The organism is Anaerosporobacter sp., assembly GCF_031551385.1.
Classification (GTDB): domain Bacteria; phylum Bacillota; class Clostridia; order Lachnospirales; family Lachnospiraceae; genus Anaerosporobacter.
The window spans coordinates 1-26,749 of the sequence record NZ_JAVBNS010000017.1 but is presented as its reverse complement, the minus strand read 5'-3'; the positions used below and the strand labels follow the sequence as shown (position 1 = coordinate 26,749).

General features: G+C 33.9%; 33 protein-coding genes and 2 pseudogenes. 4 read left to right on the top strand and 31 right to left on the bottom strand.

From position 1 onward, the window contains the following. Window positions 1-47: 47 nt before the first annotated feature. Entirely contained in the window at window positions 48-920 is an 873-nt protein-coding gene (locus RMR19_RS03015) for an aminoglycoside 6-adenylyltransferase (protein ID WP_310602012.1), read from the bottom strand. A gap of 83 nt (window positions 921-1,003) precedes the next feature. Further along, complete coding sequence (locus RMR19_RS03010) at window positions 1,004-1,336, bottom strand: DUF1801 domain-containing protein (RefSeq protein WP_310602011.1); 333 nt, start codon at window positions 1,334-1,336, stop codon at window positions 1,004-1,006. A gap of 393 nt (window positions 1,337-1,729) precedes the next feature. On the opposite strand from RMR19_RS03010, the gene RMR19_RS03005 reads away from it, so the two are divergent. Both RMR19_RS03005 and RMR19_RS03000 read left to right on the top strand, forming a co-directional pair. Next, entirely contained in the window at window positions 1,730-2,110 is a 381-nt protein-coding gene (locus RMR19_RS03005) for a hypothetical protein (RefSeq protein WP_310602010.1), read from the top strand. A 27-nt stretch (window positions 2,111-2,137) separates the two neighbouring features. After that, the gene (locus RMR19_RS03000) at window positions 2,138-2,668 is read left to right on the top strand and encodes a GNAT family N-acetyltransferase (RefSeq protein ID WP_310602009.1); all 531 of its coding nucleotides are present in this window, start codon (window positions 2,138-2,140) and stop codon (window positions 2,666-2,668) included. A gap of 160 nt (window positions 2,669-2,828) precedes the next feature. On the opposite strand, the gene RMR19_RS02995 is transcribed toward RMR19_RS03000, so the two are convergent. Both RMR19_RS02995 and RMR19_RS02990 read right to left on the bottom strand, forming a co-directional pair. Further along, window positions 2,829-3,674 (bottom strand): helix-turn-helix domain-containing protein, encoded by an 846-nt coding sequence (locus RMR19_RS02995; RefSeq protein WP_310602008.1) that lies wholly within the window; start codon window positions 3,672-3,674, stop codon window positions 2,829-2,831. Window positions 3,675-3,813: 139 nt separating this feature from the next. Then, a complete protein-coding gene (locus tag RMR19_RS02990; protein ID WP_310602007.1) occupies window positions 3,814-4,368 on the bottom strand; it encodes a GNAT family N-acetyltransferase in 555 nt (184 codons plus the stop codon). Between the two features lie 147 nt (window positions 4,369-4,515). On the opposite strand from RMR19_RS02990, the gene RMR19_RS02985 reads away from it, so the two are divergent. Continuing rightward, window positions 4,516-4,971 (top strand): hypothetical protein, encoded by a 456-nt coding sequence (locus tag RMR19_RS02985; RefSeq protein ID WP_310602006.1) that lies wholly within the window; start codon window positions 4,516-4,518, stop codon window positions 4,969-4,971. 48 nt (window positions 4,972-5,019) lie between these two features. Next, window positions 5,020-5,667 carry a glycosyltransferase gene (locus tag RMR19_RS02980; protein WP_310602005.1) on the top strand — a complete coding sequence of 216 codons (648 nt, stop codon included), beginning with the start codon at window positions 5,020-5,022 and terminating at the stop codon, window positions 5,665-5,667. A 3-nt stretch (window positions 5,668-5,670) separates the two neighbouring features. Here RMR19_RS02980 and RMR19_RS02975 read toward each other — a convergent pair whose 3' ends face one another. The 27 genes and pseudogenes from RMR19_RS02975 to RMR19_RS02845 form a co-directional block, all read right to left on the bottom strand. Then, complete coding sequence (locus RMR19_RS02975; protein WP_310602004.1) at window positions 5,671-6,747, bottom strand: acyltransferase family protein; 1,077 nt, start codon at window positions 6,745-6,747, stop codon at window positions 5,671-5,673. 20 nt (window positions 6,748-6,767) lie between these two features. After that, window positions 6,768-7,223, bottom strand: a complete 456-nt coding sequence (locus tag RMR19_RS02970) for a GNAT family N-acetyltransferase (protein ID WP_310602003.1) — start codon at window positions 7,221-7,223, stop codon at window positions 6,768-6,770. Window positions 7,224-7,228: 5 nt separating this feature from the next. Beyond that, a complete protein-coding gene (locus tag RMR19_RS02965; protein ID WP_310602002.1) occupies window positions 7,229-7,705 on the bottom strand; it encodes a pyridoxamine 5'-phosphate oxidase family protein in 477 nt (158 codons plus the stop codon). 1 nt (window position 7,706) lies between these two features. Then, on the bottom strand, window positions 7,707-8,729 hold the full coding sequence (locus tag RMR19_RS02960; protein WP_310602001.1) for a MerR family transcriptional regulator: 1,023 nt from the start codon (window positions 8,727-8,729) through the stop codon (window positions 7,707-7,709). Window positions 8,730-8,800: 71 nt separating this feature from the next. Continuing rightward, window positions 8,801-10,477, bottom strand: coding sequence for an HD domain-containing phosphohydrolase (locus RMR19_RS02955; RefSeq protein WP_331654618.1), 1,677 nt, complete (start codon window positions 10,475-10,477; stop codon window positions 8,801-8,803). A 69-nt stretch (window positions 10,478-10,546) separates the two neighbouring features. After that, the gene (locus tag RMR19_RS02950) at window positions 10,547-10,981 is read right to left on the bottom strand and encodes a hypothetical protein (protein WP_310602000.1); all 435 of its coding nucleotides are present in this window, start codon (window positions 10,979-10,981) and stop codon (window positions 10,547-10,549) included. A gap of 191 nt (window positions 10,982-11,172) precedes the next feature. Beyond that, window positions 11,173-13,695: an ABC transporter permease gene (locus RMR19_RS02945; protein ID WP_310601999.1), complete on the bottom strand. Its 2,523-nt coding sequence runs from the start codon at window positions 13,693-13,695 to the stop codon at window positions 11,173-11,175. Then, entirely contained in the window at window positions 13,688-14,365 is a 678-nt protein-coding gene (locus RMR19_RS02940; RefSeq protein ID WP_442871522.1) for an ABC transporter ATP-binding protein, read from the bottom strand. The genes RMR19_RS02945 and RMR19_RS02940 overlap by 8 nt, the downstream gene beginning before the upstream one ends. 156 nt (window positions 14,366-14,521) lie before the next feature. Continuing rightward, window positions 14,522-15,391 (bottom strand): sensor histidine kinase, encoded by an 870-nt coding sequence (locus RMR19_RS02935; RefSeq protein ID WP_310601997.1) that lies wholly within the window; start codon window positions 15,389-15,391, stop codon window positions 14,522-14,524. A gap of 2 nt (window positions 15,392-15,393) precedes the next feature. After that, the gene (locus tag RMR19_RS02930; protein ID WP_310601996.1) at window positions 15,394-16,050 is read right to left on the bottom strand and encodes a response regulator transcription factor; all 657 of its coding nucleotides are present in this window, start codon (window positions 16,048-16,050) and stop codon (window positions 15,394-15,396) included. A gap of 11 nt (window positions 16,051-16,061) precedes the next feature. Next, complete coding sequence (locus tag RMR19_RS02925; protein WP_310601995.1) at window positions 16,062-16,241, bottom strand: hypothetical protein; 180 nt, start codon at window positions 16,239-16,241, stop codon at window positions 16,062-16,064. A 130-nt stretch (window positions 16,242-16,371) separates the two neighbouring features. Then, on the bottom strand, window positions 16,372-16,752 hold the full coding sequence (locus RMR19_RS02920) for a type II toxin-antitoxin system death-on-curing family toxin (protein WP_310601994.1): 381 nt from the start codon (window positions 16,750-16,752) through the stop codon (window positions 16,372-16,374). Then, window positions 16,749-16,991, bottom strand: a complete 243-nt coding sequence (locus tag RMR19_RS02915; protein ID WP_310601993.1) for a type II toxin-antitoxin system Phd/YefM family antitoxin — start codon at window positions 16,989-16,991, stop codon at window positions 16,749-16,751. Before RMR19_RS02915 ends, RMR19_RS02920 begins: the two co-directional genes overlap by 4 nt. A 161-nt stretch (window positions 16,992-17,152) precedes the next feature. Further along, window positions 17,153-17,587: pseudogene (locus tag RMR19_RS02910) on the bottom strand (GNAT family N-acetyltransferase); the annotation flags it as partial. A gap of 77 nt (window positions 17,588-17,664) precedes the next feature. After that, window positions 17,665-17,787, bottom strand: a complete 123-nt coding sequence (locus RMR19_RS02905) for a hypothetical protein (protein ID WP_310601991.1) — start codon at window positions 17,785-17,787, stop codon at window positions 17,665-17,667. Window positions 17,788-17,790: 3 nt separating this feature from the next. Continuing rightward, entirely contained in the window at window positions 17,791-18,270 is a 480-nt protein-coding gene (locus RMR19_RS21985) for a GNAT family N-acetyltransferase (RefSeq protein WP_310602022.1), read from the bottom strand. A 201-nt stretch (window positions 18,271-18,471) separates the two neighbouring features. Then, window positions 18,472-18,837, bottom strand: a pseudogene (locus RMR19_RS21980) (DUF6434 domain-containing protein); the annotation flags it as partial. Window positions 18,838-18,861: 24 nt separating this feature from the next. Continuing rightward, window positions 18,862-19,800, bottom strand: a complete 939-nt coding sequence (locus tag RMR19_RS02890) for a GNAT family N-acetyltransferase (protein ID WP_310601990.1) — start codon at window positions 19,798-19,800, stop codon at window positions 18,862-18,864. Then, the gene (locus RMR19_RS02885) at window positions 19,790-21,214 is read right to left on the bottom strand and encodes a GNAT family N-acetyltransferase (protein ID WP_310601989.1); all 1,425 of its coding nucleotides are present in this window, start codon (window positions 21,212-21,214) and stop codon (window positions 19,790-19,792) included. Before RMR19_RS02885 ends, RMR19_RS02890 begins: the two co-directional genes overlap by 11 nt. A gap of 29 nt (window positions 21,215-21,243) precedes the next feature. Continuing rightward, on the bottom strand, window positions 21,244-21,858 hold the full coding sequence (locus tag RMR19_RS02880) for an HAD family hydrolase (protein WP_310601988.1): 615 nt from the start codon (window positions 21,856-21,858) through the stop codon (window positions 21,244-21,246). Window positions 21,859-21,967: 109 nt separating this feature from the next. Continuing rightward, entirely contained in the window at window positions 21,968-22,516 is a 549-nt protein-coding gene (locus RMR19_RS02875) for a Uma2 family endonuclease (protein WP_310601987.1), read from the bottom strand. A 225-nt stretch (window positions 22,517-22,741) separates the two neighbouring features. After that, on the bottom strand, window positions 22,742-23,269 hold the full coding sequence (locus RMR19_RS02870; protein ID WP_310601986.1) for a DUF402 domain-containing protein: 528 nt from the start codon (window positions 23,267-23,269) through the stop codon (window positions 22,742-22,744). A gap of 27 nt (window positions 23,270-23,296) precedes the next feature. Next, entirely contained in the window at window positions 23,297-23,701 is a 405-nt protein-coding gene (locus RMR19_RS02865; protein ID WP_310601985.1) for a GNAT family N-acetyltransferase, read from the bottom strand. Window positions 23,702-23,751: 50 nt separating this feature from the next. Beyond that, complete coding sequence (locus RMR19_RS02860) at window positions 23,752-24,207, bottom strand: NUDIX hydrolase (protein ID WP_310601984.1); 456 nt, start codon at window positions 24,205-24,207, stop codon at window positions 23,752-23,754. A 63-nt stretch (window positions 24,208-24,270) separates the two neighbouring features. Next, the gene (locus RMR19_RS02855; protein ID WP_310602021.1) at window positions 24,271-25,719 is read right to left on the bottom strand and encodes a leucine-rich repeat domain-containing protein; all 1,449 of its coding nucleotides are present in this window, start codon (window positions 25,717-25,719) and stop codon (window positions 24,271-24,273) included. Window positions 25,720-25,806: 87 nt separating this feature from the next. Continuing rightward, entirely contained in the window at window positions 25,807-26,199 is a 393-nt protein-coding gene (locus RMR19_RS02850) for a hypothetical protein (RefSeq protein ID WP_310601983.1), read from the bottom strand. Window positions 26,200-26,234: 35 nt separating this feature from the next. Next, window positions 26,235-26,749: phosphotransferase family protein (locus tag RMR19_RS02845; protein ID WP_310601982.1), on the bottom strand; the 515-nt coding region annotated here is incomplete at its 5' end.

Genomic DNA, 26,749 nt, shown 5'->3' with positions numbered 1-26,749 from the left:
CTATGTAGTTAGCTTTACAGTTCACGTACAACCTTTGTATAATGTCGTTAATATATCTCTTTCGCATCTCTTGACAATTGCCTTACATGTTCCAGAAATGCTCTGGAATTTTTGCCTTCCAACTCTTCATATGTATATCCTAACTTCTCACCCACATAGCATGCTATCTTTTCAAACAAATCACACATCTTCATTATCGCATCCCATGCACTTATAATATTTCCCGAAAAGTAAGTTGAAAGATACGCTTCCCATTCTTCCTCTTCTAACCACTGATACATATATTTTGCTGACTTTCCCACGCCAACTGAAAAATCTGTATGGATACCAATTTTCCATGATAACATGTTTTCTAACTGCTTTCTCACATGGAAATTGGTCATATCCTGAACATATGGCATCTCCTCACGCCAAAGTCCTTTTGCCACATTATTAAGGCACCACCAGAACTCATTGCAAACTGCCAAGTACTGTTCCTTTGTAGGCTTCTTTACATAATAGTCTGCATCTGTTGCTTCTGGGATTTCAGGTAATATGTTTTCTTTATCTAAAAGTATTCTGCAAAGCTTATCGTCTTTTATATGCTCTTTTGCATGTTCTACTGTTTCTACATGCAAATCAATTCTATTTCCGTCAGCAAATTGTACTAGCCAGCCATATACGTTTTCTATATCACTTGGATAATCGGGATGTTCCTCTGGGTATTGCATATATAAGATTTCTCCGAACCGTTCCATATACGTTCTGTCTTCTCTAAAACTGGCAGTTTCCTTGACCACATAGACAATATCATAGTCCTGAAATATATCTTTCGGAGCATTTTCATTCGTTCTTGAACCATTCATATATACTGCGAGGATTCGTTCATCCTTATTCGCTATATCTAAAATCAGATTATACATTTCTTTTTCGTTTCGCATTGTTTCACCTCTTTGATTTTATTCTGATATGTAACTATTCCGGATTTCGTACTTTAAGTTACAATTATGCATGCAAACCACCCTTACAGCAACAATGTTTCAATAAATATCTGCTGTAATATGTCCTCTGGTATAGTTTGATTACTATATATTTGCAACATTCCTTTTGGTGTTAACTTATAGTCACTCAGTTCTGACTTAAATTGTATAACTGCTGTTGCCTCAACATTTATATGATCTTTAAACGGAATAATCCGCACAAATTTTTTACCCACATAATAGCTTGGCAGCTTTGCCCATAGCTTCTCCTCGATATCCGCTGAAACACTATTAAAAATCAATGTTCGTAAGTTGATAAATAAGCTTTTTATCTCCTCAGAGTACTTTTCTATATATTGTTGAATGTCTTCGTTCATATTTCGATTCCTCCTGTTGACTCTTTGAGCATGTTTGCATGATTATTATACTGTTCTACATGCTCTAATAATCTTTGCAATTTCGTTATATGAGTTATTGTATCACATCTCTTACATACATACATTATTCATTTCTATACTAAATCAATTATTTTTCTGTTGCTATGAATGTTAAGTGTGAAAAGTAACAGTTTCCCACTTCTTTTGACTTTTAAGTTTGAATAGGTAATTGCGAAACTCTTCGTAATTGGCTATTATTAGTTTTAATAATTAAGATTTATATATTTTAAGACGATATATAAATAAATAGCTATGGATAGCACAAAATTCAATGGATTGAACATTATTTTTTCTTAATACTTTTTACAAAAAATGAAGGGAGATCCATATAATATGAAAATTAATATGCAACACTATTACAGTAGCAATGTGGCGTATTTGCAAACGAATGCACGTCGAAACGAATTTTCAAATCTATTTGATACTAAGCTAGATAAAACTGAAAAACAAGAAGATAAACAAGATAATTTAACTAGTGATGATTCTGACAATGCAGAGGAATCATCTGAGACAAAATCTCAAATTCTTGTTACACCAGATGGAACAAGAATATTAGTACTGACTATGATTATGGCAGGAATGCAAACGACAACAAGTTTAAAACTATCAAAACCAACGCAATTACCAAATTCAATTCCAAAAGAAGATGGACAAAACTTAGAGGATACGACAACAGAGAATTTATGTTCATTTTTGGGGATTGAAAATGATTAGTTGCATTTAGATTAGGGGTATTGAATTATGACAGATATTATTTTAATAAAACCAACAATGGAATATGCAGAAGATATTTTAAAATTTCGCCAAGAAATATTAGATTCAAATGATCATGATTGCTTTGCAGGTTGTAACAATTTAAGAGAATGTTCTTCAGCAGAAGAATGGATAAAAACTGCTGATATAATGGAGAATGAAGAAACTTGCCCAAAAGACAGAGTACTATCGAATGTTTACATAGCTGTTCGCTTGTCTGATAATAAGATTGTTGGGATAATTGATTTAAGACATCATATCAATCACCCTATCTTAAGTGTCTGGGGAGGTCATATAGGATATTCCGTTCGTCCCACTGAAAGAAAAAAGGGCTATGCTAAGGAAATGTTACGTCTAAATTTACATAACTGCAAAAAATATGGCATCAGTAAAGTAATGATTACTTGTGATTGTGATAATATCGCTAGTGAAAAAACAATCCTTGCAAATGGTGGAATTTACGAAAAAGATGTTTGTGTTGATAATAGTGTAATAAAGAGATACTGGATATCCCTATAATTCTATTTTTAAAAAGGTTGCTAACATTACCTGTTTAGCAACCTTTTGTGATAGTATATTAACGAAAAAATCATTGACAAAATATTCCCTGTACTGCTCAAAATACTTTTCATCTCTCAATATGAGTTCCATAGTAATCCTTTCATTAATTATGATTATTTTAATTCATGTCTCTTCTTTTTTGCATAACTATATCTATGATAAAAAGAATAATGGCGACTACAACCGAAATCAAGACATTTAAAACAGTCTGTATAGTAGAATTTGGTTGGTCTAGCATTTTTGCTATCATAAAATTAATGAAAAAGTTTAGAGGGCTTGCTAACAACACTAAAAAAGCAATGACCAACAACTTTCTTGATTTAAACTTTTTGAATAGGAGTAAAGCAATCCACAAAAATGCAATCGAAAGCGGTGCTATCCTGACACTCATGGCGAAAATGGGGTTATTGTCTTCCGTTATTCTATTAATCGTATAATCTAACACATATAAAAAGGGTAGAATCAAAAGGCTTAAAGATATAAGCGAGCCAATGATTCCTTTCACACCAAACTTTATTGCAGGAAAAAATACAAGCCATGCAAAAACACTGGCACTTATCGGTATAAGTGACCATGTAAATGTTCCAGAAATCGCCACATTTACAATCGAGACTACAGTAACACCAATCAGAAGCAAGATAGAAAAAACAGCACCCCAGATACTTTGTGTCAACTCTATTTTTCGTTTTGCAGTTTTTTGACCGTATTCCAAAGCATTGACTACAATTTCTTCCGTACTCATATCTTCTTCATCACTTCTTTCACCATTTAGCAATTCAGTTGTTGTGACACCTAGAATATCAGAAAGAGGGGATAACAGCGAGATGTCAGGACAACTTAACCCACGTTCCCATTTTGATACAGCCTTATCACTGACATTCAGTTTTACCGCCAACTCTTTTTGTGTCATTTGATGCGACTTTCTCAATTCTAAAATGAATTGCCCCATCTTTTCATTATTCATATGTAAACTACCTCCTAGAATTAGTAAGTCCATTTTATAACAAAACAATATATACATCAAGAAACTGGTAGTAGAATAACGAAAACCGAGTTAAACCAATGGTAGAATAGCAGATATACTATTGTCTGTCCTACATTTCTCATGGTTTTTCAAATAGTATGTACACTTTTGATTTATGTACAGTCCCATTTTTCCCTATACGCTCATCGTCACGAATAAATTGAAAACCAACCTTTTCAATAACTCTCTTGGATTGTTCATTTGTAATCGAATGACTACATTGTAAAAATTCACATTTCAATTCTTTAAAGCAGTATTCGATAACCCTACTCACTGCTTCTTGCATTAATCCCTGTCCCCAGTATTCTTTACTTAGAACATAACCAATTTCTCTTCCTCTCATACTAGTATACGGTTCACCCAAATCAACCACTATATTTTCTAATCCAAGCGAACCAATTACCTTATGATTTTCTTTTAGTTCAATTGCAAACTCATTTTTTCCCTCTATAAACATATTTAAAATCTCTTGCGATTCTTCCATTGATTTATGAGGAGACCAGCCTGCCATTTGACCAACACCATCTATGGATGCGTATTCATAGAAATCTTTTACATCTTCGTTTTTCCATGGACGAAGAACCATTCGCTCTGTTTCTAAAATTACATTACTTATATCTACTGGTATATTCATTATAAATTCCCCTCTCTTGACTTATTATCACTCCAGTCTATCATATTGCTATACAAAAAAGTAGTTATTTTTACCAACAGAAATATGATATACTTAGACCATAACAACGATACAAATTTGATTCTAAATAATACTTGAGGTGACCGTATGAAAGTTTTAATTATTCCAATGGCAGCAATGGCTGAAACTTCTGGACCTTTTTCACGAACAATACTATTAGCAAATGATTTGATAAAAGCTGACATAGATGTTGCTCTGTGTGCAGCCAAAGATATAAACTACAAACCTATTAAAGGGGTAAGGAATTATGATTTATCTATTCCTATGCCATTAGGTCTCCCCTCATTTATCGCTACGCATACATTTCCAATTGCACAAAAACTAGGGATAACGAGCAAAAAATCAGTCCCTAGTTTTGAAGATGTCTTATATTTAACAGGTAATATTGATTACAACTATTTAAAAAGAAGTGTCAATGAAATATGTAACGCAATTCAAGAATATGAACCGGATGTTATATATTCTGAATTCAATATTTCCGCACTTATCGCCACAAAATTACTACAGAAGCGAATTTACATCTCGGCTAGCTTTCCTACATAAAATGAATACAGTAGTTCACCTAAATATGCCAAGGGAGTAAACAGACTTTTGAAAGAATTACAGCTCCCTACTGTTACATCAAGTTTAGAGTTATTCTCATGGACTGATAAAAAATTCATTCCCAGTTGCTATGAACTAGAACCATTTCACGATGATAACGTCATATTCTGTGGCTCTTTGAAACATAGAAACGTTGTATCTCACCAACAAAAAGATAAAATTTTAGTCTATATGGGAAATGGAACGATATCTCAAAAGAAGATGGTTACAGAAATTAAAACCGCATTTCAAAATAGCAATTATCATGTTTATATCGCTGGAATGGGACTAAACGAAGAACACTTTGATACTATTCATATAGCCCCTTACTTTGACTTTAAAAGCTTGTTACCTGAAGCTTTGCTTTTTATTAACCATGGTGGTCAAAACAGTATTATCGATGGATTGATTTATGGTGTACCTCAACTTATCTGTCCAGGTAAAGTATTCGAAAGAAGATTTAATGCCCAAAGTATTGAGAAAAATCATGCAGGTATTGAATTATCATATACAGATTTTTCAGCAGAATGTATTCTACGATATGCAGATAAGATACTATCCGATTCGCAATATCAAAACAACGCTGAAAATCTAGGAAACATTTTAGTATCATTAGGTGGTACGCAAAATATAATTCGTGCATTGAGGGGAAATTAACTTCTATTTGACTCTTCTATCAATTCCAAAGAGCATAGAAACATACGGAATTCTACCCACTACTTCATAGATTACTATTGTTGCCGTAAATGATAGTAACGCAATAAGCAAAAATTGAATTGTAATTCCTACACTCATTTTCAATGCAAAAAATCCTACAACTACCAACACTGGTTGATGAATAATATAAATCGGGAATGATGCATGACTAAAGTATTCACTTAACTTAGTATGAAAATTCAAATATAGCTGTCCAACTCCAAGTAATGTTAATATTCCAGTCCAACCGAAAAAGACAAACAAACCAGTGCCTAGTTCATTCCGCATATTCCCAAAACAATATAGATAGGTATATGCACTAACCGATATTAAGAACAATCCCAAACTAATAAATCGATATTGTTTCAATTTTTGCAAGATATTTTCTTCAGATAGAATATAATAACCGGTAAGATAAAGCATTAAGAATTGCCCTATACTTTTACCTCCAATATTCAAAACATAGAGCATCAACCATTCAGGAATAAACAATAAAATCAGCATACCATATGAAAATTTATCCACACATAGTTTAGGAAATCTTTTTCTTTGAATTTGAATTACTAATAACGCTATCATTGAGATTACAAATAAATAAAGCAAAAACCAAAGATGTGCTGGTGTAAATCCACCTTTATATCCTGTCAAATCTGTTTCCTTTGTAAAAAATAGAATATATTGATTTATATAGCTGCCTGTATATCCATTAAAGAAAATTTCTGCAATATATGTCATTACAGGAACAAGAAAAAGTACTCCAAATACGAATGGAATTAATAATTTTTTGCTTCGCTCGACTATAAACTGCTTGTTCGTTCTTTTTTTAAGTGCATATTTACTGCTTATCCCTGCAATAACAAAAAGAAGTGTCATATACCATGGATAGACTGCCGTAGAAAATGCATACATAAAATTATTCGTATGTGACCATATGTAAAATCCACTGTACTCGCCTCCATTCCAAATCTGCGCAGTATGAAATGGAAACAATAATAAAATAGCAATCCATCTTAAATTATCAATATAATGTTTTCTTTCCATAACAACTCCCCTCATAGAATCTAAACTATTCTCTTCTCCATAACATAGTTTGTTAATGAAATTCCATCTCTAATAACTTGTTGCTCTTTCATCACATTGTACCCTCTGTGAATAAAGAACGTTTTTGCTGTAATTGAGGCATGCGTAACTATTTCGCATACCTCAAAAGCCTGTTCTAACTCATTACAAATAGCAGTTGCAATTCCCCTATTTTGATAGTCCTTATGCACATATAGCCTGTCAAGATATCCGGTTTCATCAATATCACCAAAGCCAACTATAACATCATCTTCAACTGCGACAACAGAATAATGTTCTGATAATGATTTATTCCATTTTGCTAAATCTACATTTTTTGTTGCCCATACATTTAACTGTTCTTCGGAATAATCCTTCGCGTTGACAGTGTGAACAGTGTTGTAGAATAAATCTATCAAATATTCACAATCCGAGGGCTTATATTTTCTAATAATCATTTTATCTACTTCGCCGTTTTATTGATAAAATCAACTTCATATATGCGTTCACCGTATTTTTGTTCGTTGTCAGTAATCGTACCTTCTGTAAGGGTGATACGCAGAACGATTGAATTCGGATTATCTTCGTCACCAACTTCATCGAACCAATTGAAGACTTGTTTGAATTTCGCTCTAATCTCTGCATTCTTCTCGTCTTTGACCCAACCAAGATTTTCAGCTGTGCCCTGTAAAGCGTACCAACCTAATCCCGCTACAGAAACCTCATTGTTCTTCTCAATTTGCAACATTTTATTCTTCTGAGCATCCGTAGAAACATAAAATACACCATCTTCATAATAAGCACAAACCATTCGAACAGCAGGGCGTGGATTACCCTCCGCATTTGGAGATAGTGATATTGTCCCAAGCGCAATCACTTCTTCTCTACCATTTCCACAACGTTCTTCCATAATTTTCATCGCATTTTCGTATTTACTCATCTTAAAATCCTCCATTTTCTTTCTCCTTAATAGGGAATAACAAATCAATCTGTAGGTAACTCATTTCAGAATTGTGCTTTTGGACAAAGTTATAGAAATTCAACGTTTCTTCAAAACCATTTCCAAACTCTGTCTCAGGTGATTCCCAGCGTGGAGAACCCCAATCATTATCATATTTATCACTTGCATTAACCCATTCTTTAAGGCGACGCCAATCTTGAAAATCCCATGCTCTTAACACATGAGCAGCATATAAACCACCGCTGAACTCTCGCCTTACTAACGGTGCAGGTATCTCCATATCATCAGGAACAGACACCCATACCTCATACATGTGTGAGTTTTCGCCAATTCCTGTCGCACCCCCAGAGCAGTCAAATCCGAAACTACGTGCGTCGGGTTTCACTTTTAACAATCCGCTCTCTTCTGTAAATTTACTTATCATATCCAACGTTTTGCCTTCACAACCTTCTCCTGAAGCGTAAGCAGCGGCTATGGTCATCGGTGGCAGATAGATAATTCGCACATCTTTGTCTTCCAGTTTCATTAATTCTTCGTTTGCTCTGTTTAACTCTTCCATTGATAAATTCCCTTTTGCTTCCTTAATTTGATTATCCGAAAATGAAAGAGAGCTTATAACAGAAAATACTGCTTCATCTCCGAGAAGGTTTAAATTAACATCGGTTTTTTCATTAATTTCCTCAACAAAACGCATCAATATGGATTTAACAGTAGACAACGCAGTAATTTCGCCATCTATTTCACTTATATTTTGCATGAAAATTTTCACTGTTTCCGCTGCATCATAATTGTTAAGTATGCTTACGATTTGCTTCACAGGAACTCGTAACTTACGCAGGACTATGATTTGTCGCAAACGGTTCATAGCATTTTCATCATAAACCCGATAAGCATAACCGTCCTTTCGTAAACTTTGAATTAATCCCACCTGTTCATAATAACGCAACATTCTTGTAGAAATTCCGTATTCCTTTGATACTTGACTGATTGTTTGAAGCTCCATATCATAACCTCATTTCTTTTTCTTTATCGTTATTATAAAGTGCAACACGGTGTCAGAGTCAAGATGTTTATCTACTGCTTCTTCGAATATGTGTGAGTTTCACCATATCTTCCCTCCTGAGCATGCTCTTCAAGCACCTCAAGAAACACCTCACCTATATATGGATCAAAATGACTTCCAATTGATTCTTTTATAATGCTTGTTGCTTTCTCATAACTCATTGCAGCTTTATACGGACGCTCTGCAGTTAGTGCATCATAGACATCTGCAAGTGCCATAATCCGTGCTACAACGGGAATTTCTTCACCACACAAACCATTTGGATAACCAGTACCATTCCATTTCTCATGATGATAAAGTGCAATATCATGAGCAGTCTGTAAATAACTCGTATTCTCCACACCTTGAATAGCCTGTTCAATTATATCTGCTCCTTGCTTTGGATGAAGTTTAATAATTTCAAATTCCTCATCAGTAAGCTTTCCTTGCTTATTTAAAATCGCATCAGGTACTGCAATTTTACCAATATCATGTAATACTGCCGCAATCTCAAGATATTGCATCAGTTCATCATTCAATATGTCTGGCTGATAATTTAGAGCACAAAGCTTATTTGCTGTTTGCATTACAAGGTACGCTGTTCTCTTTGTATGAGAGCCCGTCGTGTCATCACGTAACTCAACCATATCCGCAAAGGAACGAATAAGATTTTCCTGCAAACGCAAAAAATCTGCATTCTTTTTTGATACATCTTCTATTAAATCAAATTTTTCATGAATTAATTGTGTGTTATCTGTAAATGTAAAAAATACGCCTCCATTTAAATTCTGACGTTTCAATTCATAAAATACATTGTCAATACAGTAATATTTGTCCTCACGATAGCCTTCCATTTCTTTCTCGAATATCTCTAATGAAGGAGCAATTGTCCTTAAAACATTTTCAGCATATTGATTACTATAAATCTTCTTACCAAATTTATCAAAGATAACTACGATTTCATTTATATTCTCCACAATTGCATGTGATGCAATACCAAGCAAATCAGAACTTCTATATCTCACTACAGCAATAAATATTGCAGCAGCAAACAATACGTAATATGCTTCTGTTTTATCAAAATTATATACAATCATAAATACAGTGTTATCATGTACGTCTGGAAAATTTATGTACATCAGTTTAAGTACTACATGTAGGAAGAAAAAACTACTTTGAATAATAGACACTGAAAATATACTAACCCATGTAATATTATCTATTTTATTACGATATTTTCGCTTATAAAGTATAGCTCCAATAATCATTATTATTAAATAAACTAATAGACTAAACACATGAACAAAATAAAGTGGCCCTGGCTTGGTAATTAGGTCCCCTTCCTCAAACATATAGGAAGAGTAAAATAGGCTATTTTTATCAAAATTAAATGAAACCACAAAAATTATAGTATGAAACACAAATAAAACGCAGGTAAGTATACGACTTATTCGGTATTGATAATAACTCATCGTAAACATAAAACAAGTAAAAATCATATAACTCGCACCCAACATAGCAAATCGTAGGTCTGCAATTTTTTCACCTGGCATGACTGCATTTAGCCTACTTATCCTACTTAATATATAGATTGCCAAAAAAAGAATTGTGCAAAGCAACCATAATTGTTCCTTTGAATTATCCTTTGAAAAAATTATCCCCAATGACAACATTAATAAAACAAAACCTATCCACAGTATTATAACCATAGCTTCCTCCCAATTGTTTTCATAAATATTGCTTTTGTTATCGTATTAAGAACTTCGAATAAACCACTTTTATCTCTTATAAAAATCAAACATCTCTTCATATAATTGCCTTGTTTGCTCCTCATCCCCCCAAGAAAGTGGGTCATCTGCATAACTCATTACCCCAAATGGTTCAACTTCTTGTATCTTTAAAGGAAGTACTTTCCACAACTCATATACTTTTGAAGCAAATGCATGTATATCCCATTCTCCTTGAAAATATATCCTCTTCAATTCTTTTAGCAGACTCTTTCCCAAAACACTATACTCAATAATGTTCCGTTCACAATATTCAAGCATTATCTCGCTGATTTTTTGATTATTAAACGAATTCCATTCAAGTTCTAAGAGTAACACATTATCAGGGTTTTCTGCAAATAGTGAATCTAAGTATCGATTATATGCTTCACTACTTAGAAACCCCACCTCCAATAAAATCGTATATACAAATAATGTTTCAAACATAAAATCACCTCTATAAATTATAACACAAAATGTATATAGCATGCTACAAAAGCTTATCGCCCTATCAAAATGACAGGGCGATTCTCATACCTATATTTAATTATTCTTTTATTCTTTATCTGAACCTGCATATCAGCAATGTTGATTTGCAAAGCTTTGAAAACGTACCAATTTTTGCTTCATAAACCTTCTTAACTTACCTTCATCCGCTCCACAACACTTCTTTCCCCCATCTTCTTTCCTGCAATAAACGGTATAATCCCAGCAAGTACAATCAAAAATGGTAGGCAGATAAGTATTGGCACCATTGTAAAATGATAATCAAAGAACCAAATCTCTCCTGCAACAGCATTAATAAGAGGACTTCCAATAAACAGATGTAACACGATCGCTACCAATGTAGTTAGACCTCCATAGAACATTCCTTCCCAAACCAACATTGCAGTCATCTGAGATTTTGTCATTCCTACAGCTTCCATCATAGCCAGTTCTCTTGATCTACGGATAATTCCAGTAATAATGGCATTGGCAAAATTCAGAATCCCTATCAACGCAAGCACAATTGCTAATGCGCCTCCAACAATTCCTATCATTTTTATGAAATCGTTGAATTCAGCCATGTATGATTGCTTTGACACAACTGTTAGTGAGCCTGTTTGGTCAACAAATTGCTGAATTGTATCATTCAATATCTCTATCTTGTCATCATCAACATTTAAGATGCTAACTAACGCTCCTTTGCTGGTTTCATTTGAAAGATATTCTGTACTCGGAACAATTATTTGTCCACCAATTGTCTTATAACTCTTTGTTGTCATAGAATAGGGAAGTTCGGCAATAGCCATAACTTCATAGGTTTTCGTTACTCCAGAAGAAAGAGTCACTTCAATCTTATCTCCCACATTATACATATCAAAACGTGAATCCCTTTGGCCATCTGCTAATTGATAACTAAATACAATCGCATAATCTGCTGAGTTAAATTTTTCCTGGTCAATAGTACCGCTATGCAACTCCAATTGCTCTAAAGCAAAATTATCAATTCCATAAAAATCATATCGAAGGACACCTGACTCCTCCATCCAATTTATTTCTTCAACACAACGGGAAGCATTCTTCCCTTGTTTCAATTCTTCTATCATAGATAGCGCATTGGAATCTATCGTCACAAGTGCATTTAAATCACAGTAAATATTTGATTGTTCTTCTACCCCATCAAGAGAATTTAGATAAGCCAGTTCATCCTCTCCGACAACACCTTCATCACCTAAACGTAATTGTACATTACTCACAGCTGCATTTTGAATACTAAAATCTCCTATTATACTCTGGCTTATATATTTATCTGCATCTAAACTGTGAATCACGGAATATAACCCATTCACTAGTAAAATAGATAGCGACAATGATAATATCACAACAACTACTTTTTTCTTGTCTCGTTTCAAATTTGAAAATGCTAATTGAAACGTTGTAACTTTACGTGCACTTTTTGATTTTTTTCTACTCATATTCCATTCTGTATAACTTACCGCTTCAATAGGTGAAACATTTCCTGCTATTTTACATGGTTTCCTACAGCCTATCACAACAGTAAGCATAGAAAAAATGCAAGCAAAAAGATATATAAATGGATGTACTGAAATAACCATATCCACTTTACTCAAAGACATATTATCCACGATATATGGAAAAATAAACTTAGAAATAATTGTTCCCAGAAGAAGTCCCAAAGGAATTCCAACCACAGCTAAAAAAGTCGCCTGCATTCTCACAATGCGCTTTAACTGTTTACCAGATGTACCAATTGTTTTTAGCAATCCATATTCATGAATATCTGATGTAACATTGATATAAAATATGTTGTAGATAATCAAATACCCCGCCAATAAAATCAAGATAAGTATTACAATGAGTAAAAATATCGTCTGTATATCAATATTGCTGAAGCTATATGCCCAGTTGATTCCATAACCAACCTTGCTTAAATCATAACCATTACGTTCTAAAAGAGCGATTGTCTTTCCCTCGATGTTAAAACTATTATAAAAGTCAAAATCTATCATCCAGTACCCGGTTACCTGAATGGCTTCATATATATCTTCTGGTTTCGGTGCAACTTCTTCTTGATATTCCTTTGATACATAACACATCTGAGACATCGAAATAGAATCTCCACTCCAGTAGCCACATAGTGTAAAATCTTTGCTATAGACAGAGTTTCCAACGACTATATCCAAAGATACCGTTTGTCCTAGTTCTTTTGATATTCCCAGTTTCTCCAATACAAGAGCACTAAGTGCCACTTCATCTTCTGCCTCAGGCATTTTCCCAACCTCTGGATATGCAAACAAATTCTTTGCATTGTCATCTGTTGCATAGTAAACTTCTGTTGGCAATGAATCCAACTCTGGACTTTGCAATATTCCAACAATAATACGATATGAGATCTCTTTGATTTTCGCATCCTTACTTAACACTTCATAATCTTGTTCCAGTCCATATTTTAATCCAGACATACTTTTTCCGCCAACCTGACGCATTGTAGATTTTTGCGTAGATTCAATCAGACTCATCCCAATAGAAAAAAGTGCCGTAAACATCACTGTTGTTAATAGAATTGCAGCAATAATTGCAATGTTTTTCTTCTTATTCGCCTTAATTGTTTTAACCGCCAAATTTCGAATTGCCTTGTGATTTGAGACTTTATACATTCAAATCACCACCCTTTACAATTCGTCCATCCTCAATACGAATAATTCGGTCTGCCATCTGAGCAATCCCTTCATTATGCGTAATCATAACAATTGTTTGGTTAAATTTCTGTCCTGTCACTTTAAGCAATCCAAGTACATCCTGACTTGTTTTCGAGTCCAAATTACCAGTCGGTTCATCAGCAAGTACTATCGATGGTTTCGTTGCCAATGCTCTGGCAATTGCCACCCTCTGTTGTTGACCTCCTGAAAGTTGATTCGGCATACTACTTATCTTCTCAGTAAGCCCAAGCAGAGAAATAATTTCATTTACATACTTCTCATCTACCTGATTACCATCTAACTGAATTGGTAATACTATATTTTCAAAAACATTCAGAACTGGAACTAAATTAAATGCCTGAAAAATGAATCCAATTTTTCTTCTTCTGAAAATCGTCAATTCTTCATCTTTTAGTGAAAATATATCTTTATCATCTACAAATACTTTTCCGTCTGTTGGCCTATCAAGCCCTCCCAGCATATGTAGCAATGTTGATTTACCACTTCCGCTAGTTCCTACAATCGCAACAAACTCTCCTTGGTTTACCGAAAGATTAACATTTTCTAATGCGTGAACCTCCGTTGTTGTTGAATTATAATATTTTTTTAATTGTAATGTTTTAAGCATTTCCACAGTTGTTTGCCCCTTTCACTTTTTTCTTTATCACAAGCATAACAAACTGTTCTTTCCAGAATCTTTCTACATTCTTACAATATTGAAAGATTTCATATAATCGTTCTCAATTTACAGGCAAAAAGCAAAAGCCCCAAATTACTACATTTTTTATACCGGCAAAAATATCTGAAACGAAGATCCTTCTCCCACTTCCGAAACCACCTTTATGTAGCCACCCTGTCCTTCAATAATTTCTCTTGAGAGGTAAAGTCCAACCCCAATTCCCGTCTTGTCATGTACCTGTTCACCACGATAGAACCTGCCAAAAATCCTTGGAATCTCTTCTTCCGATATACCTAGACCAGCATCTTTTATTTGAATCCCTGCAAATAATTCATAACGAAATATACTTACCTCTATTTCCGTTTTTGGCTCAGAATATTTTATAGCATTATCTAAAATATTATATATCGCCTCCACTGTCCACTTGCTGTCATATACCGCTTTGATTTCATTTTCACAAGTATTCTCACAATCTTTTTCATAATCAAAAGAACAAACAATGGTTATCTCTTTTTCAGTCGCTTTTACTTTCCCCATATTTACCACAGAGAGAGCTAATTTCTGCAAGGAATCTTTCTTACATACGAACTGAAATACTCCTGTTTCTAATCGAGACATCTTCACCAACGATTGTAGTAAGATATCTAACTTCTTAGAATACGTCACTATTTCTTCGACATATTCCTTACATACTTCATCCATCGATTGCTCCTCTAGCAACTGTGCATAAAGCAACACATTTGTTAATGGTGTTTTCGTCTGATGAGAAATATTTGTGATAAGTTCTTTTAGATTTTCTCGTTCCTTCTCGAGTTTCTTTTCAGACATACGAGCAGAAGTAAGATACTGTTTCCACTTTGTCTGAAGTTTTGACAACTCACTTTCGTTGTAGGTAGTTTCTTCAAATCTTCCTGCGATAGCATCATCTAACATCTGATTCAATATTTTATACTCATTTTTTCTTTTTCCAAACATAATCATGCCAACTTCCACACATATCCAACGCCATATACAGTATGGATATATTTTTCTTCTTTTGTCTCTAGCTTGTCCCTTAGACGTTTTATCGTTACAGAAAGAGCATTCTCATCTACAAACTCTTGATTTTGCCAAACATAATCAAGTAATCGATCCCTTGTTACTGTCAACCCTTCATTCTCTACCAGAAAATGTAGCAGTCGCATCTCTGTTTTACTTAGCTCGATTTCCTGACCACTTTTTCTAAAAATCATATCTTTAAAATCAAAGTAAAGTGCATTATTCTCATATACTTTGTGCTGCTTACTTCTGTTGAGCAACTTTTCTACACGCAATCTAAGAACCATCAAACTAAATGGTTTCGTTACATAATCATCAGCCCCAAGCTGTAATCCTGTTACCTCATCCATCTCTGTATCATTTGCTGTTAAAATCAACACTGGCACTTGTGATGTCCTTCTAAACTCTCTTAGAAAATCTAATCCATTTCCATCTGGCAAATTTATATCAAGGATAACCAAATCCATTTTCTCTAAGTCTTTAACATCCTTTAATTTACAGAAAGAAGAAAATTGATACTCATCTTTGCCGATTGCTAATGCTATTCCGTTATTTATTGAAATATCATCTTCTATAATTGCAATGTGTTTCTTCATGGCTTTCCCTTCTACTTATTATTTTTTTCGATAAGCCGATCCAGATTGCGATAAATTGTTGCAAGATTGACTTGTATTCCATTATCCTGCATATAGGAATGCATATCTGAAACAGAAAAACTACAATCCATTTGTGTATCAATATACTTCGCAATTGCTCCTCCTACCTTCGTGCTATATTCTTTTTGCATTGGTATCCCTCTCATAAAAAAATGCAAAACATTTGCAATTTTTTATTTTAGTGTATGACAATGTTTGTATCAAGCACTTTTGCAAATGTTTCGCATTTTCATGCAATAATTCAGCTATATCTATTTCTATTCATTCTACTTCATGATTCAATATCCATTGAAACAACTCTTCATATCCAATTTTCCCTGATGCCAGCATCAAGATCTCATCTGAAAGCTCTTCCTGTGAATATTTTAATTTCTGACCATTCAATTCAAGAAATACTAACATCGCATGTGTACCTATTCGCTTGTTACCATCTTCCATTGCATGATTCATCACTAAACCATAACACAGTCTAGCTGCTTTTGCTTGAATGCTAGGATATAATTCTTCTCCATCAAATGACTGAAATGGGGTTTCTATTGCTGATTCCAATAAATTTTCATCTCTCAGTCCATCACTACCACCAGTTTCCTTTATCAGTTGTGAATGAAGCATAAGAATTTGTTTTTTGGTTAACCTTATCATTTAGCAAGTACCTCATATGCTTCTCTATTCTCCTGTATAAGTCGCTTGGAAATACTAAGGATATCCTCATCAGATACTGTGGTGTCTTCTTCCGCTTTACTAAAATCAATCACCAAATATCTTGGTACATTATTCTTCAATATAACTGCTGTGCCATGCTCATCTACCAATCTTGCAACCTTTGAAAAGTTCTGATTTGCCTCTGTAATAGAAACCAATGTGTTTGTATCAATCATCATAATCATCACCTCCTTTTTCTTCTATATATAGTATATATAAATTTTAGGATATATTCAACCTACTTTCGGATCAATTAAATAATATTTCATAAAAATCACAAATTCTACATTGCATATGTAAATGCTTATAACAACACTAATTGTCCGTTATAACACAATATCTATAGCTGTATAAACTGTTCTCTATACAATTTATAATCCACTGATGATTGCTTTACACCAAGTTGATCTGTCCATGAATCAATATTTACACGTACCTTCTCGAACCCTAATTCTTCATATACATGTTGAGCCCTTTTATTGTTTAGATTCGTATCAAGAACAATTTGCTCATAACCCATCGAAAATAATTTGTTAATTAGCAATCGTAATAAAATCTTTCCATAACCCTTTTCTTGCTTTGTAGCATCACATATCTTTATACCAATCTCTGCAGTACTTTCACCAAGATTTCTATACGACATTTCTCCAATCAAAATACCGTTATCCTCAATTATAAGTCGCCTTCCTGTTTCATCCGAATCATGTTCCAGCTCTTTTTCTATCTCTTCTGCTGCTATTCCCAAGCCATTCGGGAATCCAGCATGAGCCATTACCTTACCGTCATTCCATCACTGTGCTAACGTACTACAGTCAGCATTTGTTGCATTTCTTATTGTTAATGTCTGATGTTTTAATAACACACTTTTTCCCCTTCTTTCTTATTATTTTCTATATCAGAAACATATTCATGAGTGGATTTCAAGTACTGCATACCTAATGGAACAAGCGTTAATCGTTTCGTTTTTATTTCCATGATTTACTCCTTTAAATAGTTCACCATTATATATTCTTCTTCATTTTCATCAATGATTTCAAAGCCAACTTTTTTATACATTTTATAAGCATAATTTATCTTCTGTACAGATAACGATACTTTTTTATATCCTTTTCTTATTAACAATGCAAGCATTTCTTTCATCATCATTGTACCAATCCCTAGGCCTCGATACTCCTTATATAACGATATCGCAAATGATGGCGTCTTATCATCGATATGACCATAGTCATTCATAACACGAGTCCAAACAGCTCCCACAACTTTCCCATCAACCTCAGCCACAAGACAATTATCATCTTTATCCTTTCCAAAATCGGAAATATATACTTGTAACTCTGGTTGATTTATTATATTTTGGGGTGGTGGCTCTATTCCTTCTGGTATATAAATCGCTTCATATAAAAAACCAGTGAGCAAACTACTTTCATTTTCTCTAAGTTCTCTAATTATACAACTCATTTCAGAGCCTATAAGGTCTGATTTTTCATAGCTATTATGACCCTGCAATCCTTTTTTATATTTCCAACATTTAATGGCTTCCTCCAAAGATTTTCCCTTGTTATCTGTAAAAAAGTCACGAATGTAAGTGTTATATTCGAATTGTCTATCTATTACGGTCTTACCTTTGTTCTTCTCTTCAAGAATTTGATAATAGGCACTAATCGCTTCTTTATATGTTTTATCAGTATTGCTTTTTAGCCATTTTTGAAAAGTAACATTGAAAGAAAAACTTTTTCCAATCTTTTCTTTGAAAAATGCTCTATGTTGTTCAGTACATTTGAAATTAGATTCTATTTTTGTATCTTCATCAATCACATCAATGATGGTTGTTCTTCTTTTATCATGAGGAACAGTGTTGACTTCACCAGTATCAAGAAAATAAGCTATTCGATCTGTTATCTCTAGCTTTCCACCTGAAGTAGGTAGTCCATTTTCTCTACAGAATTTCACTAATTCTTCTTTCAAATAATAGAAACTACGAAATGTTCTGCTATCTAACTCTTTATTTAAGGCTGGTCTTTCCATTACCTATACTCTCCTCCCATAATTCTACCCTATAATAATATCTCGCGTCATTGCATAACAATAACTTTCAAAATATTTATTCCAAAATCCTCGTGCTGCCGGATTTGCAGTACCGTGTTCTACCCATAACTTTTCGATGCCACCCTCTCTTACCTTTGATGCTGCGAATCTAAAGAGCTCTTGCGCTACACCAAGATGTCGATATTCAGGCTCTACAAAAATTTCTCCGATATTAAAGCAATCCTGCCAATTTGTAATAAAGTCATTCCTATCTGGATTTGTTTCAATAATCCCAATAAGCAGCTCATTCTTGATTGCCGCAAAAACTCTAGTATTCTCATCCTCGAAAAATTCCTTATATACTTCCTCTGTAAATTCTTCCCCTGGATAGAATATTGGACTGTCTTGCAGATGTTTGACTATTTGGTCTACTAGTCTCCACACTTCACTCCATTTTTGATGTAATTCCTCTTTTGAAAGTTCCTTGTATATAATTCCATCAGTGGTATCTATTTTATTTTCTATAGCATATATTCCTTGTTCACTTTCTATTCCAAACTGTAGAAATGATAATATTCTAATGATTTCATCATCATGTGCATACAGTTTTATATCAAAATGATTTTTTCCTTGCGTACATTTTTCTTTGGCAAATGTTTCAAACAACATTGAAATTATTTTTCCCCTGTTGTCTCCGACTGCCCCCAATCCTCCGATAGGTACGTAAAAATAATTATTGATTTCTTCACTGTAACCCCCATAAAACAAGTACCCAATTACATTTCCATCTTCTATAGCAACGTATCCTTCTGCATCACTATTCTTTTGAAGAATATCGTCTTTGATTATGTCACTAGGAATTCCTGCAATTACTGACGATTTCATTCTTTCTTTTTTGTATTCCTCAAATGCAATATTTACAATCGCATCTATATGTCTATCTTCTATTTTTTCAATCTTCATAATTCTCTTTTTGTCTCCTATCAAGCTTGTACCACGATGGAATTATATTTCTGAATCCATCATAATGTTTAGATGCTTCCTCACATCTTTTTACCATTTCATCAATTTCTTCTTGTCCGAATTTCTCTGCCCATTTTATGGAGTGCAACGATGTATGAGCTACATAAACTGCCAACGCTGTCCAGAAATCCTTTGGAACATTATCATTAAAGTAAGCATCAATCTGTCCAATACAATAAGGAACACTTATCTCTATTCCAAAGCTCTCCAACCTAACGAATTCTTCATATGGGTCACCGACTTCCCAACGATTGAAATCTATCACGCCAACGCTTTGTTCTGGCGTATAAATGAGATTCCCTGGATGAAAATCTCCATGTTGATATACAGGTGGGACACACCATATTTTATCAATATTATCTCTTACATAGGAAACTGCAATCTCATCATTTTTAATTCTAAGAGATGAATTTTCATATCCATTTAATTGTGTTAACTTCTTTTCTTTTTTCGTCTGTTTTGGCACATCTTCCTTCTCAACAGGAATACTATGAATCTTTCTTAAAATCTCACCAGCACTTCTTCCCAGTTGATATTGTTCTTCCTCTGAAAGTTTTGGTAAAGCTGTCACTAAATCTTCTCCCTCAACCCACGATAAAATCATATAGACATTTTTTCCTTTGTTACATACACCAAATCCTTTCGGATAAGACATCTCCAAACCAAGTGTTGCATACTTTTGAATAATTTCGTACTCCTTTTTCTTTTTTTCAAAAAGGCTAGCATCTGCTACTCGAAGTAAACGTTTCTCTCCATCTCTTGTTTGTATCTGATACTTTATATCTGCTGACCAACCTTTATCTATCTTCTTGATACCTATCCAATCATTAGATTCAGGTATATCTGCAAGAAGATCTTTATATTCTAAATTGTTGATGCATTCCTTATTATATTGATACTTTGTTTGAATAAAATTTTTTCCTCTGTTTATTTCTCTTTTTTCTCCTGTCATATAAAAACCATTCTTCTCATAAAAACATCTTGCTTGTATATTTTCTTCTAATGTCCACAAGATAATATCTTCTTGATTATATCGTTCTTTTATATAATTAATTGCTTTGCTTCCAAATCCACTATGCCAATATTGTTTTAGCAAATAAATACATGAAATTTCACACATTTTATTTGAATGAACAGTTTTTACTACTCCAATAGCATTTTCACCTTGATACAACAAAAAATATTGCACATTACTGTTTTCATATGTACTTAAAAACTCTTGTTTTCTTTTTTCAGTAGAATTTTGTTTTATGTATTCTAAAGGAAAAATATCTTCATAAGCTTGCTTCCATGATTCAGAATGAACATATCCAATAATGTCCGCATGATCAATCGTAGCTTTTATTACCTTCATAGATTCACTCCCTTCTCAATACTTATTCTTCATTCAATATCTTGATAATATTGGCAGAGCAATATATTTTTAAGTTGGATAAAATCAGTAACTGCATTTCCTTCCCATTGAATATTTCTACTATTAAACAAAACTGCATTCATTCCAACTTTGCCTGCTGCCTCTAGATTTCCCTCTCTGTCATCTACATATAAACAATCTTCTGCCTTACAACCAAGTTGTTCTATTGTAAGCTGAAAGATACGCGCATCTGGCTTTTGAATTTTCAAATCACCACTAATGCTAATCACATCAAAGTATTTATTAATATCAAATTTTTCTCGAAGATATTTACTCCATCGGCTCGAATCATTTGATATGATTGCCATCTTGTACTGTTTGCTTACAGACGATACAAAATCAAGAAAACCATCATTTATCTCTATCGTATCTAAATATCTTTTTTCAATGTTCTCTATATCACCTTTAAAACCAAGACTTTCCCACACCTCTAACGATGTTAACTCTCCCACATCAGCTTTGAACCATGGAGTGTATATCTCTTCTGGTTTTAAATCAGGAAATGTCTGTTGAACATATGGAACAAAATCATCGCCTGTTTGTTTTACTATTACACCATACATATCTAATACAATCGCTTTCATACTCTACACTCCACCCTTTCTTCTCTCCTATTCTCCCAATCCTCTAAAAAACTATTACCGCACCTGTTTAGATGCGGTAATAGTTTTTCAAAGCAAATAAAACGACTTGTCAAAAGCCCAGCTGTCTGAAATCAATCTCCAAATCATCATAGATATTGACTTTGATTTTATCTTTAAAAGTAAAATGTACTGGTGAGAACTCCTCTTCATAGAAATTGTTTACCATGATGCTTTGCTTAGAGAGATTTACTATCCAGTATTCTTTTACCCCAGCTTCCTGATACTTGATTGCTTTTAGAAAGTAATCATTACGCACGGTACTAGGTGAAGTTATTTCAATAATCCAATCAGGGGCACCAAAACATCCTCGCTCTTTGACTATGTCAGTATTGCAGATAACACTTATATCAGGAATGAAACACTCTGATTCATCGCCACTAAGAAATACGTCAAATGGAGCTTGAAAGACTTCGCACTTTCCCTTTTTTGAATCAATATAATCTGCAATATATCTTGAAAGTTTTAAACTAAGGCGTTGATGATTTGCACTTGGTGATGCCTGTATATAGAGTTTACCATCAATCAACTCTGCAAGTTGTCCTTCTGGAAGATTGTTTCTGTCATCAATGGTATATCTTCGTTCTTTTGATAATGACATGATACACTTCCTTTCTTTCTCCAGAAATGGAGAACTATATACTATAGTATAACATAAAACATATGCGATATGATAATGTAAAAAAGAACTTTCCAAAAAATTCAAGAATTTTTCTCTACTTCATCTGATTTTCAGATAGTATTGAAAAATATCAATTACAACTTGAAAGAAGCCACCATCCAAGATACCACACTGAATATATCTTCATGATATCCTGCTCAAATTCTAATTTAATAACTCCAAACATTTATACGTATATTCCATAACCCAATCCATATCCTGCAATTTACGTTTCAATTCATCACAAACTCTATTTGCTTGGTTTAACTGTTCTGTAGAAATTTCCTTAACTTCCCAAGCGTGTTCAAGTTCCTCCCTATCATCTTCCATAATAGTTCCATCTGGATAAACAACTAAATCAAGATATAAATCATCAAAATATGGTATCCCATCTAAATCAAGTCCCTGTTCGGCAATGATATCAATATACCACAAGATAATTTCATTCTTTTCACTTATCATTGCCGTAATACAATAATTTTCCTCCTGTGGCAAAATCGTCAGCCACTTATACCCTTCAATGCAAACAACAATATCTTCACCATTAAAGTTCCAAACTTGTGGTTCTGTAACTTCCTTTATCTCAAGAAGACTAACAAATCCGTTTAGTATTTCATTATTAAAATTATGTATTCTCTGTTTCTTTGATAAAATGCATTTCCATTCCTTATAAGATAACTTGCTTCTTTTCATCTATCTTTCCTCGAATTCCAACAATAGTTATAATCTTTTTAAGAAGAAATATTCCGAAAATCCCTCCTTACTATTTTCGTATTGTCCAACGTTCTCATAACCAAGGGATTCATAAAACGCTTTCCCTTGCCAATCAAAGGTATCCAAACGAATCATATCTGCACCTAACTGCTTCGCTCTTTCTTCCAACTCTAACATCAATTTTCTTCCAAGACCTTGTCTGCGATACTCCTTCGAAACAAACACGGTTGACACATATAAAATATGAAATGCTGTCATACACGCATCTACACCAGCAATCACTCTTGAACCTTCACATATTCCAATCGATATACCACCATCTAATTTGAAATGAATATACTCTTTGTCATACTCTTCTAGTCCTTGTTCTAGTTCTTCCACTTGTTGATCATTTAAATTAATGATTTCCATACCTCATTCCTCCCTTTACTGTATGCTTACTCTACCATAATATAAAAATCTCAAACAGATTTCTCCCCATATACCATTTTAAAAATATTCCGCCTTTTCGCCTCTTCCATTAACTTCGGCTGAATTTCTGGATACGTCCACTTATCAATCATTTCATCCACTAAAACAATCTTCTCTATTTCACTATGCAATTCCTCTTCAAACTTATTAATCTCCGCAAAATAAAGCATTCCAAATGTTTCTTCTCCGTTGAAATTATTTTCTGCAATAACAGAATAAACACAGATTGGCTTGATCGCAAATTCAATTGCACCTGTTTCCTCATACAACTCTCTTTTCGCTGTATCAAGTATGTTTTCACCAAGCTCTCTATGCCCACCAGGAACTTCATAGGTATCTCTTTCTTTATGTTTACAAAACACCCATTTACCATCTGCCTTTGCAATAATTACTGCGAATTTTAAAAGAGTATCATCTACGGATTCATAAAAATTAACTTTTGTCATTGCCTGTCCTCCATCTTAAATTTAAATCTGACAGCTACGCATTATGCTTATTAGCTTATGTTACTAACTGCCCATTTCTATTTTTACTTTTTCAGTCATAATCCATTGCTCGTTTATTAATTCATGGGTAATTGAATACCCTTGCTCTGGGTCACTTTCATCGAGAAATCCGGTGCAAACCTTCTTAACTAATGTTAGAGTACCGTTGATATAGCGATAATAATCTTCAAAGTGTTCCGAGGCAGAGGTACGCCCGAACGAATAAATAAGCTCATTTTTATAATCAACTTCCAATGAAGTTATCATACTTAATTCGGTATGATAGACATACTGTCCAGTATTTTTATCCCATACCCAACATACGTAAGGAATGTTGGGTCCTGCCGGTAGAAATTCCATGATTCGTATGTCGGCATAACCATCAAAATTCATATCTTCAATGTAAAACCCAAGCGTATCACCACTATAAGAACATGGATTGTCTTCAAAATATGTATATTCAGAAGGGATTATTTCCTGAATGAGCATTTCTGTTTCAGCATCTTTGATTGTAATTTTAGTAGTCTGGTATTCTCTGGAATGTTTCGATCTGAATGCTAATAGTTCAATAATGTATTCAGGCATATCATCACCGAGCTGTTGCCTATACTCTCGCGTGAAGAAATCTTCATCTTTGGGTTTATAGAACTCATCTAATCTTTCTTCCGAAATAAGGTTATCGTCTATACTAATAGTTTCTAAATTCGACAATCCATTCAAAACATCTATATCCAAAATGTTATTACTCGAAAGATCCAGATATGTGAGCTTTGTCAGGTTTTTCAGTGCAGAAATGTCGCTTATTCTATTGTGAAACAATTGTAAATATTCAAGTTCTGTTTTATCTGCAAGCATGCTGATATCTGTAATGCCACTATAGGAAGCGTAAAGACGTTTCAAGTTACCCATACCACTGATAGGAGAAAGATCAATGTTTTGGCAATCACCAAGCCCAAGACTTTCAATATTGACAAGGTTGTATAGAGCAGAGATGTCATTGATAGGGTTTTCTGATAGGTCAAGTTCTTTTAATTTTACAAGGTTACACAACGGTTCAAGGTCTGAGATATTGTTCCTCCTAAGACGGAGTATTTCTAGATTTTCAAGCTCCTCTATACCCACTAGGCTTCTTATCTCGCAGTCTCCAAGGGACAGCGTTGTAAGGTTTTTCAACCATCTCATATCAGAGAGCGTAGTAATTTCACCCTTGATATCTCCGAATGCACCTCCGTTTCCTTCTGAGTCCCCTAATACTGTAATTTTTAGCAATTCAAATTTTGTAATTTTACCTTCAGGTTTTTCCAGCAAGTCTCTGATTGCTTGCTCTATATTGGGATCAGCAAACTCGACAGCTATATTCTGTAGCAAGATCCCTTGTATAGATGTTTCTGTTCCAAATAACGGAAGGTCAGTCGAATTACGGCATCCAGACAATATTATCAAAAAACCTATCACTAAGATAAATGCTTTCATTTTCAATAGATTCACCCCTCCTATCAAAATATAAATAATTTTCAGCTCTGGTTCCAAGTCAAATTCTGATTCACTAACCTAGATGTATCAAATTCCCCAGATATAGACTCCATTATACTGAGACGCATTTCTCAACCACTCTAACAATACCGCATACTCCTTTGGCTTCTTCGATTCAATGGCAGATATAATTGTAGCTGTCTGCGTTGGTGAATAATAATTTATCCCAAAAACATCAATTTTCCCCTTCTTCATGTTGTTATATAATCCGTCAACAAAAATATCACAATAATTTGAATAAAAGTCAGCCATGTCAGTCATGTAAACATAAATCGAATCATTTTGCCAAGGTGACACGGAACTGACTGCTACAATTTTCTTGACAGATGTATCAGGTTTCATTTTGCAATATTGTAACTCTAAAAAGGCTGAACCGCCATATGCGCTTCTTTCTTCTTGATTATTAAAACGATGGAACATTTTTCAGCCCTCCCCCCTTAAATAGAATTTGGTATTTATTTCCTCATATACCATTCTGGTTCTAATGCCTTCATGCCGTCAAATGCATTTAGAATATTCTGATTTAATTGAATTATATTATTGTATTCTTCTGGTGCCCAATACTTCGCCCATACCACTGATGTTATTGCACTTGTTGCTAAATAGTATAACAATAGCCGCCAAAAATCATTTGGCACATTATCCTTGAAATAGCCATCAATTTGTCCAGAAACAAAATTAGGATATTCTAATCCTATTCGATTGAATTCATACCATGGATCACCATAGTTATCAAAATCTACTGTATTCCAATCAATTATTTTGATGTGATTATCTTGGGTATATATCATATTTCCCATATGATAATCTCCATGTAGATAACATTGTGGTCGATTTTTTATCAATTCTTTATTTTCCTTTAAATACTCCAGAATGATACTATCACCATCAAAATGTTCATCCTCATCTATATATGCTTGTATTCTTTCATCAATAACCTTAAAGTACTTATCATACCATTCATCTGAAA

Excerpts from the sequence above, each read along its gene's own strand:
- RMR19_RS03015 (WP_310602012.1), bottom strand. The coding sequence starts at position 920 with ATGCGAAACGAAAAAGAAATGTATAATCTGATTTTAGATATAGCGAAT.
- RMR19_RS03010 (WP_310602011.1), bottom strand. The coding sequence starts at position 1,336 with ATGAACGAAGACATTCAACAATATATAGAAAAGTACTCTGAGGAGATA.
- RMR19_RS03005 (WP_310602010.1), top strand. The coding sequence starts at position 1,730 with ATGAAAATTAATATGCAACACTATTACAGTAGCAATGTGGCGTATTTG.
- RMR19_RS03000 (WP_310602009.1), top strand. The coding sequence starts at position 2,138 with ATGACAGATATTATTTTAATAAAACCAACAATGGAATATGCAGAAGAT.
- RMR19_RS02995 (WP_310602008.1), bottom strand. The coding sequence starts at position 3,674 with ATGAATAATGAAAAGATGGGGCAATTCATTTTAGAATTGAGAAAGTCG.
- RMR19_RS02990 (WP_310602007.1), bottom strand. The coding sequence starts at position 4,368 with ATGAATATACCAGTAGATATAAGTAATGTAATTTTAGAAACAGAGCGA.
- RMR19_RS02985 (WP_310602006.1), top strand. The coding sequence starts at position 4,516 with ATGAAAGTTTTAATTATTCCAATGGCAGCAATGGCTGAAACTTCTGGA.
- RMR19_RS02975 (WP_310602004.1), bottom strand. The coding sequence starts at position 6,747 with ATGGAAAGAAAACATTATATTGATAATTTAAGATGGATTGCTATTTTA.
- RMR19_RS02970 (WP_310602003.1), bottom strand. The coding sequence starts at position 7,223 with ATGATTATTAGAAAATATAAGCCCTCGGATTGTGAATATTTGATAGAT.
- RMR19_RS02965 (WP_310602002.1), bottom strand. The coding sequence starts at position 7,705 with ATGAGTAAATACGAAAATGCGATGAAAATTATGGAAGAACGTTGTGGA.
- RMR19_RS02960 (WP_310602001.1), bottom strand. The coding sequence starts at position 8,729 with ATGGAGCTTCAAACAATCAGTCAAGTATCAAAGGAATACGGAATTTCT.
- RMR19_RS02955 (WP_331654618.1), bottom strand. The coding sequence starts at position 10,477 with ATGGTTATAATACTGTGGATAGGTTTTGTTTTATTAATGTTGTCATTG.
- RMR19_RS02950 (WP_310602000.1), bottom strand. The coding sequence starts at position 10,981 with ATGTTTGAAACATTATTTGTATATACGATTTTATTGGAGGTGGGGTTT.
- RMR19_RS02945 (WP_310601999.1), bottom strand. The coding sequence starts at position 13,695 with ATGTATAAAGTCTCAAATCACAAGGCAATTCGAAATTTGGCGGTTAAA.
- RMR19_RS02940 (WP_442871522.1), bottom strand. The coding sequence starts at position 14,365 with ATGCTTAAAACATTACAATTAAAAAAATATTATAATTCAACAACAACG.
- RMR19_RS02935 (WP_310601997.1), bottom strand. The coding sequence starts at position 15,391 with ATGTTTGGAAAAAGAAAAAATGAGTATAAAATATTGAATCAGATGTTA.
- RMR19_RS02930 (WP_310601996.1), bottom strand. The coding sequence starts at position 16,050 with ATGAAGAAACACATTGCAATTATAGAAGATGATATTTCAATAAATAAC.
- RMR19_RS02925 (WP_310601995.1), bottom strand. The coding sequence starts at position 16,241 with ATGCAAAAAGAATATAGCACGAAGGTAGGAGGAGCAATTGCGAAGTAT.
- RMR19_RS02920 (WP_310601994.1), bottom strand. The coding sequence starts at position 16,752 with ATGATAAGGTTAACCAAAAAACAAATTCTTATGCTTCATTCACAACTG.
- RMR19_RS02915 (WP_310601993.1), bottom strand. The coding sequence starts at position 16,991 with ATGATGATTGATACAAACACATTGGTTTCTATTACAGAGGCAAATCAG.
- RMR19_RS02905 (WP_310601991.1), bottom strand. The coding sequence starts at position 17,787 with ATGGAAATAAAAACGAAACGATTAACGCTTGTTCCATTAGGTATGCAG.
- RMR19_RS21985 (WP_310602022.1), bottom strand. The coding sequence starts at position 18,270 with ATGAGTTGTATAATTAGAGAACTTAGAGAAAATGAAAGTAGTTTGCTC.
- RMR19_RS02890 (WP_310601990.1), bottom strand. The coding sequence starts at position 19,800 with ATGAAGATTGAAAAAATAGAAGATAGACATATAGATGCGATTGTAAAT.
- RMR19_RS02885 (WP_310601989.1), bottom strand. The coding sequence starts at position 21,214 with ATGAAGGTAATAAAAGCTACGATTGATCATGCGGACATTATTGGATAT.
- RMR19_RS02880 (WP_310601988.1), bottom strand. The coding sequence starts at position 21,858 with ATGAAAGCGATTGTATTAGATATGTATGGTGTAATAGTAAAACAAACA.
- RMR19_RS02875 (WP_310601987.1), bottom strand. The coding sequence starts at position 22,516 with ATGTCATTATCAAAAGAACGAAGATATACCATTGATGACAGAAACAAT.
- RMR19_RS02870 (WP_310601986.1), bottom strand. The coding sequence starts at position 23,269 with ATGAAAAGAAGCAAGTTATCTTATAAGGAATGGAAATGCATTTTATCA.
- RMR19_RS02865 (WP_310601985.1), bottom strand. The coding sequence starts at position 23,701 with ATGGAAATCATTAATTTAAATGATCAACAAGTGGAAGAACTAGAACAA.
- RMR19_RS02860 (WP_310601984.1), bottom strand. The coding sequence starts at position 24,207 with ATGACAAAAGTTAATTTTTATGAATCCGTAGATGATACTCTTTTAAAA.
- RMR19_RS02855 (WP_310602021.1), bottom strand. The coding sequence starts at position 25,719 with ATGAAAGCATTTATCTTAGTGATAGGTTTTTTGATAATATTGTCTGGA.
- RMR19_RS02850 (WP_310601983.1), bottom strand. The coding sequence starts at position 26,199 with ATGTTCCATCGTTTTAATAATCAAGAAGAAAGAAGCGCATATGGCGGT.